Raw genomic sequence first — 13,691 nt, 5'->3', positions numbered from 1 at the left:
GCGGAATCGTCCGCAGGCTTTTTTATGCGTCTATCGTTTTAACTCCTCAAGTGTTTCTCTCCATCTCTTCAAGACATCTTCCGGTTCGTGAAGCTGGATGGCCGGTCCGGATGTCAGATCCGCGTATTTCGCCCGATCTTCCTTGACGGTGATCACGCGGCAGCTGAACCGTTCCCGCTCGTGTTTTGCCTCTTTCAGCGGCGGAAGCGCCTCACATTCCAATGTGACGTAATATGCGGCTCCTCCGTGCCAGGCGATGAAAAGAGCTTGTCCCGAATGCAGCAGGCTGCTTACGGTCGTCGTGTTTTTCCATAAGGCGAGCCGGAGATTTGTTCTGCTCACGGCCACGATTTCACCGGCGCTGATCATGGCCGCGTGCGGACGGCCTTCTTTTGTCACAGATTGCAGCACAAACGCGTCGTGCTGCTTTTTTTCTAGCTCCGTCCCATCTAAAAGCGTGTAAAGCGCCTCCGGCAAGTGCTCCGTCAGCATTACGCTTTTCTTTCCGGAACAGCGGGAACATGTGCGGCCGTCTCCGTTTCTTTCGGATCAATTTTAAATGCCGGATTGAATGCCGCCGGATTCGTGATGCTTTCCGGTTCACAGGATCTCCATGTGAAAAAGCAGGTTTGGCATTGGTAAATTTCCCAAGCGCCTTTGACCGGCGATTGGCTGACGGTTTCTCCTTTTTTCGATTCACAGCGCGGGCATGTTTTCATTGCAACCTCATCCTTTCTTATTGATTCATTAAGTCCATCAGTTTTTGTTCCCACTCTTTCGTTGTCAGCGGAGAATCAAGCGGCTGCGAATAATGGCCTCTTGTTTCCGGCGCGACAGGCGTTGTGGCGTCAAGAATCATTTTGTGTGTCATCCCTGCCGGATCAGACCCCGGGTCAAGCGGAAGGACGGACAGGTCAGGAATGATGACTGCATCGTGTTTCGGATGCATTTTCGTTGAGAGCGCCCACATGACTTGCGGCAGGTTAAACGGATCGACATCTTCATCCACGACAATGACCATTTTGCAGTAGCCGAGTCCGTGCGGCGTGGTCAGGGCGCGCATGCCGACCGCCTTGGCAAATCCGCCGTAGCGCGTTTTCGTGGAAATAATGGCGATCAGCCCGTGCGTATACATCGCATTCACGGCGACAATTTCGTTCGGATAAGCTTCCTTGAGCTGCTGGTAAAGCGGCACGCACGTATTAATGCCGATCATATAATCGCACTCCGTCCACGGCATGCCTAAGTATAAATGTTCAAAAATCGGATTGTTTCTATGATATACCCGTTTGATTTTGATCACCGGCATGCTGCGGCCGCCTGAATAATGGCCCGTGAACTCACCGAAAGGTCCTTCGTATTCCCGTTTTCCCGCAAGGATCTCTCCTTCCAGAACGACTTCAGCGCCCCAAGGGATGTCTAAATCAGACAATTTAGATTTGACGATTCTGTAGGGCTCCCCTTGAATCGCGCCGGCCATTTCATACTCGGATTGATCGTATAACAGCGGAGTTGACGCAGCCGTCGTAATCACCGGCTCACAACCAAGCGCTATCGTAACGGGAAGATTCACGAATTCACGCCGCGTTCTTCAGCTTGGCGAAGATGAATCGCAATATCATGCTGAGGCACGGGCTGAATGCCGAGGCGGTCTTTTCCCTTTACCTGCATTCTGTAAATGCCGACATTCTGCTTGCCGAAATTGTCCGGATCTTCAAGATCGCGGGAAATGACGCACGCTTTATCCAGATAGTAGCCGCCGTCCCCCTGGTTGATTCTGAATAGCGGGAGAATGTCAAATAGATTGATATCTTCCGTTATTTCATTTTCATGAAACGGCGCGGTTTCTTCCCGTTTGACCGGCACCGGAAATGCATCGTACCGTTTGGCGAACTCAAAGAATTGTTCTTTAACAGGCGTATCTTTCGGCATGCCGAGCATCATCGCGTGATTCGGCCACGAGCCGATGACATTCAGAGCCACCTGCGCATGGTGATGTCCGTAAATATTGTTAAACAAAAGCGCAGGGGTTTTATCCCCGAGATTGCTGGCTGCACGCGCGGCGGCGCCCAGATCCGGCTCCGGTTTCACCTCTTCGTTGACTGTTAAGAGCTGCCCTTCTTTTTCAAGAGCGGCGAGAAATTCCCTAAAATCCTGATAGGCCATTATCAGATTCCTCCTTTTTGTTTTTCAATTCCGTACCACCGTTTCGCTTCCGGCAGACGGATGCCGAACTGATCGAGCGTCCGGAACACAATATGGTCGATCAATTCATCCATGTCAGCCGGCTTGTTATAAAATGCCGGCATCGGCGGAAGAATGACGGAACCCATTTTTGTAAGCGCTAGCATATTTTCTAAATGGATTTGGCTGAGCGGCGTTTCTCTAGTCAGCAGCACAAGTTTTTTCCGCTCCTTCAGGATGACGTCAGCCGACCTTGTCAGCAGATTGTCAGCCATTCCGGTGCGGATGCTTGCCAGTGATTTCATGCTGCACGGAGCGATGATCATCCCGTCCGTTTCAAACGAACCGCTTGAAATCGCCGCGGCTTGGTCTTTGTGAGAATACGTATAGGATGCGAGTTTCTCGACATCTTTTAACGTATAATCGGTTTCATGTGTAATGGTGACATTTGCCCAAGGAGAAACGACAAGATGGGTTTCGATCTCCGCGGCTTTTAAATATTCTAAAAGCCTGATCCCGAATATGGCTCCCGTTGCCCCGGTCATTCCGATGACGAGCTTCATATTGACCCCTCCTTTACGCTTGAAATGTGGTGTCAAAACCATCATACTCCTGATATATCCATATGAAAAATATTCGTTAAATCTATGTATCATACCTTAAAGGTATAAAAGAAAGGAGCGAGCGTTCTCATGGATATCCGGCAATTGCGTTATTTCATCACCATTGCCCAAGAGCAGAAAATCACGACGGCCGCCAAAAAGCTCCATATGGCACAGCCGCCTTTAAGCAGACAGCTGAAACAGCTCGAAGAAGAATTGGGCGTCATTCTGTTTGACCGCAATAAAAAGAAACAAATGACCCTTACATATGAAGGAAATGTCTTTTTGAAAAGAGCGAAAGAGATTCTTCATAAGTTTGAGGATGCCATTATCGAGGTACAAGAGCTGAAGGAAGAGGTGGCCGGGACACTTGCCGTCGGGTCAACCATTTACTGCGCAGCGCTCATGCTTGAGAAAGTGTCACAGATGAAAGAGCGGTTTCCGCATCTCACCTTTAACATTTGGGAAGATGAACCCGTCTCACTGCTTGAGCTTCTGGAAACCCGGCAGATTGACGCCGCCGTCACCACCACCTTGATTAAAAACGACGGCATTGAATCGAAGGAGCTTGAAGACATTCCGTGTGTATTGGTGCTGTCCGAGCATTCAAAACGACTGTGCGGAGAAACGATTAAACTGAATGACATCGCCTCTTTGCCTCTGATCCTTTTGCGCACCGTCAATGGAAGAGGTGTGTATGACCAAGTCCTCCATGTTTGTGAACAGTATGGTCTCGACCTTCAGGTTGTCTGTGAGTGCCATGACTCCGCGACGCTCTTGAGCCTCGTATCATCAGGGTTCGGCGCCACAATTCTGCCTTTGACGATGATTCCCGTCCATATGCGTTCGCATGTCAAAACGGTTATCATCGAAGACAACCCGTTTGTCATGACACCGGCCGTCATCTGGAGGAAAGACAGCTACCTGCCGAAGCCTGTCAGACAGTTTTTGGAATTATTTTGATCCCGGAACACGAAGAATTCCCGCTCATGAAAACCAATTACTTGACTCATACTAAAAAAAAGTTATCCTTTACAGTTGGGAGCTATTTTTTCTCAATAAAACTACTCAGAAAAGTGGGGAATAAAGAAGATGAAAAAAGCATTATTCGCTTTGTTCATGATGGTCAGCATCGCAATGCTTGCAGCCTGCGGAAACTCACAGGACAGCGGATCTAAGTCAAAAGACGGCGATCTTTGGGCTTCTGTCAAGAAAAAAGGCGTACTGACCGTCGGCACAGAAGGAACGTACGAACCGTTTACCTTCCATGATAAAAAGACTGACAAACTGACTGGATATGATGTTGAAGTGATTCAAGAAGTGGCGAAACGCCTCGGTCTGAAAGCTGACTTCAAAGAAACGCAATGGGACAGCATGTTTGCCGGTTTAAACGCGAAACGGTTTGACGTCGTCGCCAACCAAGTCGGCAAAACAGGCCGTGAGGACCAATATGATTTTTCTGATAAATACACAACGTCAAATGCAGTCGTCGTGACGAAAAAAGACAGCACGATAGCGAAAGAGGCTGATGTCAAAGGAAAAACAGCGGCTCAGTCATTAACAAGCAATTACAATAAATTAGCGAAAGAAGCCGGCGCGAAAATTGAAGGCGTTGAAGGCATGGCGCAATCCCTTCAGCTCATTCAGCAGGGCCGCGCTGATTTGACTTACAACGATAAGCTTGCCGTACTGAACTACTTAAAAACGTCCGGCAATAAAAACGTGAAAATCGCGTTTGAAGCAGGCCAGCCGCAGCAGACGTATTTCGCATTCCGAAAAGGAAGCGGCGAACTTGTGACTCACGTCAACAAGGCGTTAAAAGAAATGAAAGAGGACGGGACTCTTTCTAAAATAGCGAAAAAATGGTTCGGCGAAGATGTTTCTAAGTAACTTGCCGGAGCCCGTGATTGCAACAGCCATTCCATGGGATTTGGTGCAGCAGTCATTCTGGCCGATTCTTTCCGGGGGAATCTATTACTCGATTCCCCTTACCATTCTTTCCTTTATTTTCGGAATGATCATCGCGCTGATTACGGCGCTCGCCAGAATGTCAAATATGAAACCATTGAGATGGGTGTTCAGCGTATACGTATCAGCAGTGCGCGGCACTCCTCTTCTCGTTCAATTGTTCATCATTTTTTATCTGTTCCCGACATTTAATATTACGCTGGACCCTTTCCCAAGCGCAGTCATCGCGTTTTCATTAAACGTGGGCGCCTACGCTTCTGAAATCATCCGGGCATCTATTTCATCCGTGCCGAAAGGGCAATGGGAAGCCGGTTATACGATCGGCATGACCTATCGCAAGACATTGTTCCGCGTGATCCTGCCGCAGGCGTTTCGCGTGTCCATTCCGCCATTATCAAATACATTTATCAGCCTGATCAAGGATACATCTCTCGCGTCACAGATTCTCGTCGCGGAGCTGTTCAGAAAAGCGCAGGAAATCGGCGCGCAAAACCTTGATCAAATCTTGGTCATCTATATTGAAGCCGCCTTTATTTATTGGATCATCTGCTTCTTGCTGTCAATCGTACAGCACGTGATCGAACGGCGTCTCGATCGTTATGTGGCCAAATAAGGAGGTTTCGATATGCTTTCCGTCAAAGGATTAAATAAATCATTCGGACAGAATGAAATTTTAAAAAAGATAGATATGGAGATAGAAAAAGGGAAAGTCATCGCCATTCTGGGGCCGTCCGGTTCAGGAAAAACGACGCTTCTGCGCTGTCTGAACGCGCTTGAGATCCCCAATCGCGGCGAGCTGGCATTCTCCGATTTTTCAATAGATTTCTCCAAAAAAGTGAAGCAGGCTGATATTCTTCGCCTCCGCCGCAAATCAGGCATGGTCTTTCAGGCGTATCATCTGTTTCCTCACCGCACGGCGCTTGAAAACGTCATGGAAGGACCCGTTCAAGTGCAAAAGCGCGACAAGGAGCAAGTCAGAAAAGAAGCGATAGAGCTTCTGGAAAAAGTCGGACTGAAAGACAAAATGGATTTATATCCGTTCCAGCTTTCCGGCGGTCAGCAGCAGCGGGTCGGCATCGCCCGCGCGCTTGCGATTCAGCCCGAGCTGATGCTGTTTGACGAACCGACGTCAGCGCTCGATCCGGAGCTGGTCGGCGAGGTGCTCAAAGTGATTAAGGATCTGGCGAACGAAGGCTGGACGATGGTCGTCGTCACCCATGAAATCAAATTCGCGCAGGAAGTGGCCGATGAAGTCATCTTCATTGACGGCGGCGTCATTGTGGAACAAGGACCGCCGGCCCACATTTTTTCCGCGCCGAAAGAAGAACGCACGCAGCGGTTTTTAAATCGTATACTGAATCCTTTGTAGGAGCGGGAGAAGAAGCGAAACACTGATTTCGCTTCTTCTTTTTTTTGGCGGTTATGCTACAATGACAATTAATGAAATTTTATGAAAGAAGGGACCTCTTTGAAGCGGGAATTCTTGATGCGCTGGACGTTTTATTTTGCCGGTCTGTTAATTTTGTCTTTCGGGGTATCGTTAACCATTAAAGGAAAAGCTCTCGGCATCAGCCCTTGGGATGCCTTTCATTATGGGCTTTTTCAGCATTTCGGGCTTTCTGTCGGCCAATGGTCCATCGTGGTCGGCGCGGTCATTGTGGCTTTAACCTGCCTGTTCACGAGGACACTCCCGAAAATCGGCGCTATCTTAAACATGGTGCTGATGGGAATGTTTATTGATTTCTTTTCGTTTCTGCTTCCTGAGACGCACGCTTTTTCCTTAGCGGCCGTGTGTTTTTCTATCGGATTGCTGCTGATCGGGTGCGGCGTCGGTATTTACGTATCAGCAGGGCTCGGCGCGGGCCCCCGGGACTCTCTGATGATGCTGATATCTGAAAAAACGGGCTGGAACGTGCAATGGGTGCGGAACGGCATTGAGCTGACGATTCTTGCCGCAGCCTGGATGATGGGCGGACCGATCGGCGCCGGAACCATTATTACGGCTGTTTTGACGGGGCTGATTCTGCGTTTTTCTTTGCCGCAGTCCTCTAAACTGTTAACATACGCGATCTCCGGGCGGGCAACGTCCGTTCATTAAAAACAAAGCCGAAACGGTTTTGTTTTTTTATTTTCGGACAGCTTTCGTCTGATATGATAGGATGGTTTTGACAATATTTTCAGACGGAGGATCTGGACATGAAGATTTACGGAGTATATATGGACCGCCCGCTTTCTGCAGGGGAAGAGGATCGGATGATGGCGGCCGTGTCCGCCGAAAAGCGGGAAAAATGCCGGCGCTTTTACCATAAGGAGGATGCTCACCGCACCTTGATCGGCGACATGCTGATCCGCACCGCTGCGGCGAAGGCTAACGGACTTGATCCGGCCGGGATTTCATTCAGCGTTCAGGAATACGGAAAGCCGTACATCCCCGCGCTTCCGGACATGCACTTTAATATTTCCCACTCCGGTCGCTGGATCGTGTGCGCCGTTGATTCAAAACCGATCGGCATTGATATTGAAAAAATGAAGCCCGGCACGATTGATATCGCCAAACGGTTTTTTTCGCCGACGGAATACAGTGATCTGCAAGCGAAACACCCCGATCAGCAGACCGATTATTTTTACCACCTGTGGTCGATGAAAGAAAGCTTTATCAAACAGGCCGGAAAAGGGCTTTCCCTGCCGCTTGATTCATTCAGCGTCCGCCTTAAAGCCGACGGCCATGTGTCCATTGAGCTCCCGGACGGACATGAACCTTGTTTCATCCGCACATATGAGGCGGACGAGGAGTATAAGCTGGCCGTTTGTGCGGCGCATCCCGATTTTTGTGACGAGATTGAGATGAAAACGTATGAAGAGCTGCTGTAAGCATAGAAAAAGGAGGGTGTCCCCCTCCTTTTTTGTCAGCCTGATATTTCCGCCTGTTTCTGCAGCTGCTTTGCTTCTTGATAAATTTCTTCGAACAGATCCGCGATGTGTTCTTCTTCAACACATGAAAATGCGATTCGCAAATCGGTTTCATTAATGGATATCGTCCCGATTCCTCTCTTTTCAAGCAACGACACTCTCAATTCGCCGGCGTTTATGTCTTTCAGCCGGACACACATGAAATAGCCCGAGTTAAACGGATAAGGCGTCCATACGTCTTCATAGTGCTTGTTTTCTGCAAGAACGGCTTTCACTTTGTCAGCCCGTTTTTTCATGATATTATATTTCAGCGATTTTTCTTTCTCGTATTCCGGTGACTGCATCGCCCGCAGCATAAACGTTTGGGACGGGTGCGGGGCGCTTGAAATCGTTCCCCTGATAATCCCTTTTGTTTTTTCCTCGAGCACGCGCAGCGCTTTTTCGCTTTTTGTGCTGTACGTAATAAAACCGACGCGGAAGCCCCACGCGTAATTTTCCTTCGTCGCGCCGTCTATTTTCACGCAAAGCACCCGGTCGTGCACTTGGGCGAGTTTGCTAAAGATGGATTCCTGAATGGCCGTTTCATCGTAAAACAGATTGTAATACGCATCGTCTACGAGCACGACAATCTCTTTGCCGGCTTCTGCCGCCTCCAGGATCACGCTGACGATTTCTGCCGCTTCCTCTTCTCCCGGCGTATAGCCTGTCGGATTATTCGGGAAATTCAGCACGACAATCGCCTTTTCTTCCTGCTTTTTCAGCAGCTCGGACAGCCCCGCCGCATTAAAACGCCCATCCTGCTGAAAAAGCGGGTACGTCTCAATGGATGCCTTGCGCCGGACACCGAAAATGAAATTGTAATTTCCCCAATATTTATCAGGCAGAAGCAGTGTATCCCCTTCATTGACGAACAAGTCGGCGGCGATGCTCAGCCCGTGTGTTAAAGCGTTTGTCACGATCGGCGTGCTGATGTCTTTGCCGGCTAATGAAGGATTTTCGAGACGCATTTTTGTCAGCCATTCCTGTCTGAGCGGCTCTTTTCCCTGCGGCGGAGCATAATCGTAGATATCATCGGGGTTATAGGCCGACAGTGTCTCTTGAATATGGGAAAAGTGCATGGACTCGCCTTGTGAGGTGGCAATCCCGATCGTGGCATTATACTTTCCGGCCTTGGCTTTCGCTTCCGCCGATTGTGTCAGCACCCCTTTCGGATAAAACAACTCTCTGCCCAAATCAGAAAGCATATGAAGCACGTGCAGGTTTTCTTCAGATAATGTTCTGTTCAGCTCTTTTGCTGCATCATTCATGTACGACAATCCCTTCAAAATTATATTCCATCAAATCATAACATAAAATTTTTGATAAATGAGAAAACGCGCGGGCGGATTTTGTTACAAAAAACAGACAGCGAATGCTGTCTGTCATATCCTATAACAATTGGCCTGCCGTGCTCCTGTTAATAATCTCATAGATTCGTTCCGCCACTTTTTCAGTTTCACTTAATATGAACATGTGGCCGTCCGAAAACTCATGAAATACGGGATTGTCGACCCATTTTTTCCATCCGTCCGCATCTTTGATACATTTTTTATCTTTCCGCCCGTTAAAAATATGGGCGGGTGATTGAATCATGTGAGAATCAGACGGACGGAAGCTTTCAAGCGCGCGGTAGTCCGATCTGAAAGAAGGCAGGAAAAATGACATGACCTCCTTATTCTCCACTAACTCCTGCGGCATTCCGCCAAGCTCGATAATATGGGCGAGAAATTTTTCATCATCAAGATGAGACACTTTTTTCCTTTCCACATGCGGCGGCTGAATGGCTGAGATGATCACGGCCTGCGGGTAAATGCCCTCCCGCTCCAGCTTTTGCGCCAGCCTGAAAGCGACCATGCCTCCCATACTGTGGCCGAACAGCACAAACGGGCGGTCAGGATGGAGATTCAACTCCTGCTTGTATAAACTGACAAGCTGTTCAAAATCCTCAACGGGGGACATTTGATTTGTTCCGTGTCCCGGCGGTTCCGCGGCAAGCATCTCACACTCACCTTGAAGATAGGTGTGGAGCGGGCGGAATGATGCGGAATAGCCTCCTGCGAACGGAAAACAGATGAGCTGCGTTTTTTCTGTGGTATCGAACGATTTAAAGAGCTGGACCATTGGCGGGCTTCCTCCTTTTCTATCGTGAAGTTGTCAGCTTCAGATGTTCCTTCCTTAGGAATTCGAGCAAATATGCCGCATTCCTTTCGAGACATTCTCCCTGAAGCATTTCTGCGTGCGTGCCGCAGCCTTTTTTCACACGGTATTCACCTGTCGTGGCTTCCTCCCACGAAGCGAGCCACGGCGGCATCGCAAAGTCCGGTGCTGACGTTAATAGATCTATATCCGCTTTGACCGTGCCGGTGCTGACGGTATGCACGAAATAAGAATAAAACGCGTTTGTTTTTTTGGCGAGACCTTCTTTGACGGCTTCGTTATTCAGCGCTTCATTGTCCCGGTTTACCTTCATCAGGGCCTGGACATCACTTTCTACGGTGCGGCCTTCTAAGTCGCTGATGCCTTGTTTTTTATAAGAATCAACCATGATCAGCCGCTCCACTTTCCGTCCTTCGGCTTCAAGCCGTTTGGCCGTTTCAAAGGCGAGCGTGCAGCCTGCCGAGTATCCGAACATCTTGACCGGTCCTTCCGGCTGGAGCTGATTGATCAGCTCTGTGTAGTGTTCGATGCGGTTGTCTTCCTCGATAAAATCAAACGCACAAATTCTATAGCCGGACAGCTGTTTTGCCAGCGGCTGGTACATCAGCCCGTAACCGAGAACCGGCGGGAACGCAAACAGTGTGTCAGACTGTTTTTTATTCATGATGGTGAGATTTTTCATACCTTTTTCTTCACCGTGAAGCAGATAACCGGCAATGTCTGCGATTGTCGTCGCTTCGAATAACAGCTGCACCGGAATGTCCGTACCGAGCTCTTTTTTAATGCGCGACGCTGCCGTCATCGCTTTTAAGGAATGGCCTCCGAGCGCGAAGAAATCATCATGAATCCCGATCTGCTGTCTGCCGAGAATTTCGGACCAGATGTGCGCAATTGTTTCTTCCGTCGCGTTTCGAGGCCCGATCCATTCTTTCGCCAGCTGAGTCTGATCCGGTTTCGGCAGCTGCCGTTTATTGACCTTCCCGTTTGTCGTTAACGGAAGCTCCTCTAAGAAAGTAAAGGTTTGCGGCACCATGTAAGCAGGAAGCTGTTTTTTCAAGTGCCTCTTTACGTCTTCAGCTGAAAGCGGCGTCCGGTTCACGAGGTAGGCGTTGATTGATGCATCTCCGGACTCATGGCGGTCCGCAACAACGACCGCATCTTTCACACCCGGGTATTCCTGCAGCTGCTTTTCGATTTCTTCAAGCTCAATCCGGTGTCCGCGTATTTTGACCTGGTCATCAATACGCCCGGCGTATTCAATTGTTCCATCCGGCAGCCAGCGTGCTAAATCCCCTGTGCGGTAAAGCGTTTCTCCCGGCTTGAACGGATTTGGAATAAACGTTTGCTTCGTCAGGTCGTGACGGTTCAGATACCCTTTTGATACACCCATTCCGCTGATGCACAGTTCACCGACAGCCCCAAATGGCTGAAGCTGATTTTGCCCGTTAAGAATATAAACACTTGCATTGCTGATCGGCTTTCCGATCGGTAATGAGGAAAGGGAATCCGGGATATCGTGCACGACGTGAGCTGTCGCAAACACCGTTCCCTCAGTCGGCCCGTAGCAATTAATCAGCTTGCCAGGCCCCATGATCTCAAGCGCCTTTCTGACGTGAGGCACTGACGCGCGCTCACCTCCGAATAACACGCAGCGAAGCCCCCTCAGCCACTCCTCTCCCGCATCGGTGAGAAGATTAAAAAGTGCGGTTGTCGCAAACATGACATTGACATTCTCCTGCCAGATCAGATCAGTGAGCCGTTCTGTATCAAGCAGTGTATGTTCATCTGCGATAATGAGCCGTGCCGCATTCAGTATTGATGCGTAGAAATCAAAGGTAAATGCGTCAAAGGCGTAATTGGAAACAGATAAGAACGTATCTTTTTCAGAAAATGCCATGTAGTCTACATGCTTGACCAATCCTTGAATATTGGCATGAGTGGTGATATTGCCCTTCGGCTTTCCGGTTGTGCCGGACGTATACATAATATACGCCGGATCATCGGGATCAATTGCGGCTGCAGGATCGCTTGCCTGTTCCTCAAACCGTGCTTGATCATCGATGATGAGTGTTGTTCCTGTATACGGCAGCTGAGCCGCTTTTTCTTTCATCTCCTGATGTGTCAGCAGACAGGCTGCCGCACTGTCAGCCAGCATGTACGAGATTCGGTCTTCCGGCAGCTTCGGATCAACCGGCAGATAAGCCGCTCCCGCTTTTAATACGCCGAGAATGCCGATCACCAGTTCAAGCGAGCGCTTCGTGTACAACGCGACAACGGAGCCTTTGCCCGCACCTTGCTTTTGCAAACGGCGCGCAAGACGGTTCGCTTCCTCATCTAATTCACGGTAGGAAAGAGTCTGGCCGGAATACGTAAGCGACGGCGCATCAGGATTTACATTCACCGCTTCCTTGAACCAATCCGTCAGAGGCTTCGCCTGATGAGTCTGAGCCGGCGGGTTTAAGCCGGTAAGCAGAAGCTCTCTTTCCTTTTCATCAACAAGTCTGATCGTATTGACAGGCTGATCCGGCTTCTGGATGAGCTGCTGAATCGCTGTGAGAAGCTGAGATTTTAAGCGCAGGATAAACGCCTCATCAAACACATTCCCGTTATAGGCAAGCTTAATCAGCATCTCATCACCTGGAGAAGCCATCAGGTTGAGATCATAATTCGATTTCTCAAAAACGTGTACATCCTCCATATCAAAGCCGTTTTCACTGTTCTCTTCATTTTTTGCATCCTGAAGCGGATAATTTTCAAACACAATGATGTGGTCAATCAGCTTTGGCTGATCGGCCTGGCTTTGGATGTCATAGAGCGGCACATATTGATGCGGCTCAGACTGCAGCGATTGCTCCTGCAGCTGCTTGAGCAAGCCGTTAAATGTGGTATCCCCAGACAGCTTCACCCGCCTCGGAACAGCATTGATAAACAGCCCGACCATATGTTCAACGCCTTTGATTTCTGCGGGACGCCCGGAAACGACTGTGCCGAAGATCAAATCGCCGGACTGCTGGTAGCGGCTGATTAATACACTCCAAACCGCCTGCAGCGCCGTACTCAAAGTGGTATGCTGCGATTTTGCAAGCTCGGTAAATGCTTTTGTTTCCTCCTCCGGCAGTGAGAAGAGCAGCTCTTTCGGCTCATAGCCGTCCTTTTGTTTCTTTCTTTGCTCCGCAAATGTCGTTTGTCCTTCAAAATCTTCTAAGTACCCGCGCCAGTAATGCAGTGATGCTTGTTTATCCTGCTTTTCAAGCCACTTGATATAGTCTTTATACGGTTTGACCGGCGGCAGGCTGTACGGCTTTTGTTCACGCAGGGCATTGTATACCTTAAACAGATCCTGCACGACGATGCCGAAGCACCAGCCGTCCAAAATGATGTGGTGGTAGCTCCACACCCATTCAAAGCTTTCTTCCGATTTTTTAAAAATGGCTGCCCGCATCGGAATATCCCGCGTCAAATCAAAGCCCTTGATCTTATCCTGTTCTTTGTATTCATTGATTTTGGCTGTTTGCTCGCTGTCCGTTACATGTGTCAGATCGATTTCTTCTATCTGAAACTGCCGTTTTTTCAATACGACTTGGACCGGCCTTTTTACTTTTTCGTGAATGAACACGGTACGAAATACATCGTACCGGTCCATGATCACATTCATGCTTTCTTCGAGGCATTTGATATTCAAGCTGCCTTTTACTTTCATTGTCATTTGTTCGATGTAAAAACTTTGGCCGGGATTCAGGAGAGTATGAAACAGCATTCCCTCCTGCATCGGCGACAAATAATACATGTCCTGAACTTGATCTTTTTTGAACTGGCTCATCTGCTCCGCTC

12 protein-coding genes and 1 pseudogene are annotated in these 13,691 nt (G+C 49.0%); 6 read left to right on the top strand and 7 right to left on the bottom strand.

The genetic code is table 11. The features are described from left to right. Positions 1 to 30 precede the first annotated feature (30 nt). The 4 genes and pseudogenes from OQ477_RS17225 to OQ477_RS17210 all read right to left on the bottom strand — a co-directional run bounded on the left by OQ477_RS17225 (position 31) and on the right by OQ477_RS17210 (position 2,783). Positions 31 to 492: a pyridoxamine 5'-phosphate oxidase family protein gene (locus OQ477_RS17225; RefSeq protein ID WP_151295773.1), complete on the bottom strand. Its 462-nt coding sequence runs from the start codon at positions 490 to 492 to the stop codon at positions 31 to 33. Then, the gene (locus OQ477_RS17220; RefSeq protein ID WP_007410250.1) at positions 492 to 719 is read right to left on the bottom strand and encodes a non-oxidative hydroxyarylic acid decarboxylases subunit D; all 228 of its coding nucleotides are present in this window, start codon (positions 717 to 719) and stop codon (positions 492 to 494) included. Before OQ477_RS17220 ends, OQ477_RS17225 begins: the two co-directional genes overlap by 1 nt. A gap of 17 nt (positions 720 to 736) precedes the next feature. After that, positions 737 to 2,166 (bottom strand): annotated as a pseudogene (gene bsdC / locus OQ477_RS17215) (phenolic acid decarboxylase BsdC). A gap of 2 nt (positions 2,167 to 2,168) precedes the next feature. Beyond that, complete coding sequence (locus OQ477_RS17210) at positions 2,169 to 2,783, bottom strand: non-oxidative hydroxyarylic acid decarboxylases subunit B (RefSeq protein ID WP_087920750.1); 615 nt, start codon at positions 2,781 to 2,783, stop codon at positions 2,169 to 2,171. 93 nt (positions 2,784 to 2,876) lie between these two features. On the opposite strand from OQ477_RS17210, the gene OQ477_RS17205 reads away from it, so the two are divergent. From OQ477_RS17205 to OQ477_RS17180, 6 genes are all read left to right on the top strand, one after another. Next, positions 2,877 to 3,749, top strand: a complete 873-nt coding sequence (locus tag OQ477_RS17205) for a LysR family transcriptional regulator (RefSeq protein ID WP_129091997.1) — start codon at positions 2,877 to 2,879, stop codon at positions 3,747 to 3,749. 129 nt (positions 3,750 to 3,878) lie between these two features. Beyond that, positions 3,879 to 4,676, top strand: coding sequence for a cystine ABC transporter substrate-binding lipoprotein TcyA (gene tcyA / locus OQ477_RS17200; RefSeq protein ID WP_265973342.1), 798 nt, complete (start codon positions 3,879 to 3,881; stop codon positions 4,674 to 4,676). Next, positions 4,663 to 5,367, top strand: a complete 705-nt coding sequence (locus OQ477_RS17195) for an amino acid ABC transporter permease (protein ID WP_007609343.1) — start codon at positions 4,663 to 4,665, stop codon at positions 5,365 to 5,367. The genes tcyA and OQ477_RS17195 overlap by 14 nt, the downstream gene beginning before the upstream one ends. A 12-nt stretch (positions 5,368 to 5,379) precedes the next feature. Next, a complete protein-coding gene (tcyC, locus tag OQ477_RS17190; RefSeq protein ID WP_007609342.1) occupies positions 5,380 to 6,123 on the top strand; it encodes a cystine ABC transporter ATP-binding protein TcyC in 744 nt (247 codons plus the stop codon). A gap of 81 nt (positions 6,124 to 6,204) precedes the next feature. After that, positions 6,205 to 6,852, top strand: coding sequence for a YczE/YyaS/YitT family protein (locus tag OQ477_RS17185; RefSeq protein WP_007609337.1), 648 nt, complete (start codon positions 6,205 to 6,207; stop codon positions 6,850 to 6,852). A 98-nt stretch (positions 6,853 to 6,950) separates the two neighbouring features. Further along, positions 6,951 to 7,625 (top strand): 4'-phosphopantetheinyl transferase family protein, encoded by a 675-nt coding sequence (locus OQ477_RS17180; protein ID WP_265973336.1) that lies wholly within the window; start codon positions 6,951 to 6,953, stop codon positions 7,623 to 7,625. Between the two features lie 35 nt (positions 7,626 to 7,660). Here OQ477_RS17180 and OQ477_RS17175 read toward each other — a convergent pair whose 3' ends face one another. From OQ477_RS17175 to srfAC, 3 genes are all read right to left on the bottom strand, one after another. Continuing rightward, positions 7,661 to 8,971, bottom strand: a complete 1,311-nt coding sequence (locus tag OQ477_RS17175) for an aminotransferase class I/II-fold pyridoxal phosphate-dependent enzyme (RefSeq protein WP_265973335.1) — start codon at positions 8,969 to 8,971, stop codon at positions 7,661 to 7,663. Positions 8,972 to 9,092: 121 nt separating this feature from the next. Beyond that, positions 9,093 to 9,824, bottom strand: a complete 732-nt coding sequence (gene srfAD / locus OQ477_RS17170; protein WP_265973334.1) for a surfactin biosynthesis thioesterase SrfAD — start codon at positions 9,822 to 9,824, stop codon at positions 9,093 to 9,095. 19 nt (positions 9,825 to 9,843) lie between these two features. Next, positions 9,844 to 13,680, bottom strand: a complete 3,837-nt coding sequence (srfAC, locus tag OQ477_RS17165; RefSeq protein WP_265973333.1) for a surfactin non-ribosomal peptide synthetase SrfAC — start codon at positions 13,678 to 13,680, stop codon at positions 9,844 to 9,846. Positions 13,681 to 13,691: the final 11 nt, after the last annotated feature.

Origin of the sequence: Bacillus sp. ChL18, assembly GCF_026241425.1 — a bacterium.
Lineage (GTDB): Bacteria > Bacillota > Bacilli > Bacillales > Bacillaceae > Bacillus > Bacillus velezensis.
The sequence above is the reverse complement of the archived record's forward strand: the minus strand, read 5'-3'. Positions and strand labels throughout refer to the sequence as shown.

What these genes read in the sequence shown, in the direction of transcription:
- srfAD (WP_265973334.1), bottom strand. Translation starts at nt 9,824, where the DNA reads ATGGTCCAGCTCTTTAAATCGTTCGATACCACAGAAAAAACGCAGCTC.
- tcyA (WP_265973342.1), top strand. Translation starts at nt 3,879, where the DNA reads ATGAAAAAAGCATTATTCGCTTTGTTCATGATGGTCAGCATCGCAATG.
- OQ477_RS17175 (WP_265973335.1), bottom strand. Translation starts at nt 8,971, where the DNA reads ATGAATGATGCAGCAAAAGAGCTGAACAGAACATTATCTGAAGAAAAC.
- OQ477_RS17225 (WP_151295773.1), bottom strand. Translation starts at nt 492, where the DNA reads ATGCTGACGGAGCACTTGCCGGAGGCGCTTTACACGCTTTTAGATGGG.
- OQ477_RS17185 (WP_007609337.1), top strand. Translation starts at nt 6,205, where the DNA reads ATGAAAGAAGGGACCTCTTTGAAGCGGGAATTCTTGATGCGCTGGACG.
- OQ477_RS17180 (WP_265973336.1), top strand. Translation starts at nt 6,951, where the DNA reads ATGAAGATTTACGGAGTATATATGGACCGCCCGCTTTCTGCAGGGGAA.
- tcyC (WP_007609342.1), top strand. Translation starts at nt 5,380, where the DNA reads ATGCTTTCCGTCAAAGGATTAAATAAATCATTCGGACAGAATGAAATT.
- OQ477_RS17195 (WP_007609343.1), top strand. Translation starts at nt 4,663, where the DNA reads ATGTTTCTAAGTAACTTGCCGGAGCCCGTGATTGCAACAGCCATTCCA.
- srfAC (WP_265973333.1), bottom strand. Translation starts at nt 13,680, where the DNA reads ATGAGCCAGTTCAAAAAAGATCAAGTTCAGGACATGTATTATTTGTCG.
- OQ477_RS17220 (WP_007410250.1), bottom strand. Translation starts at nt 719, where the DNA reads ATGAAAACATGCCCGCGCTGTGAATCGAAAAAAGGAGAAACCGTCAGC.
- OQ477_RS17205 (WP_129091997.1), top strand. Translation starts at nt 2,877, where the DNA reads ATGGATATCCGGCAATTGCGTTATTTCATCACCATTGCCCAAGAGCAG.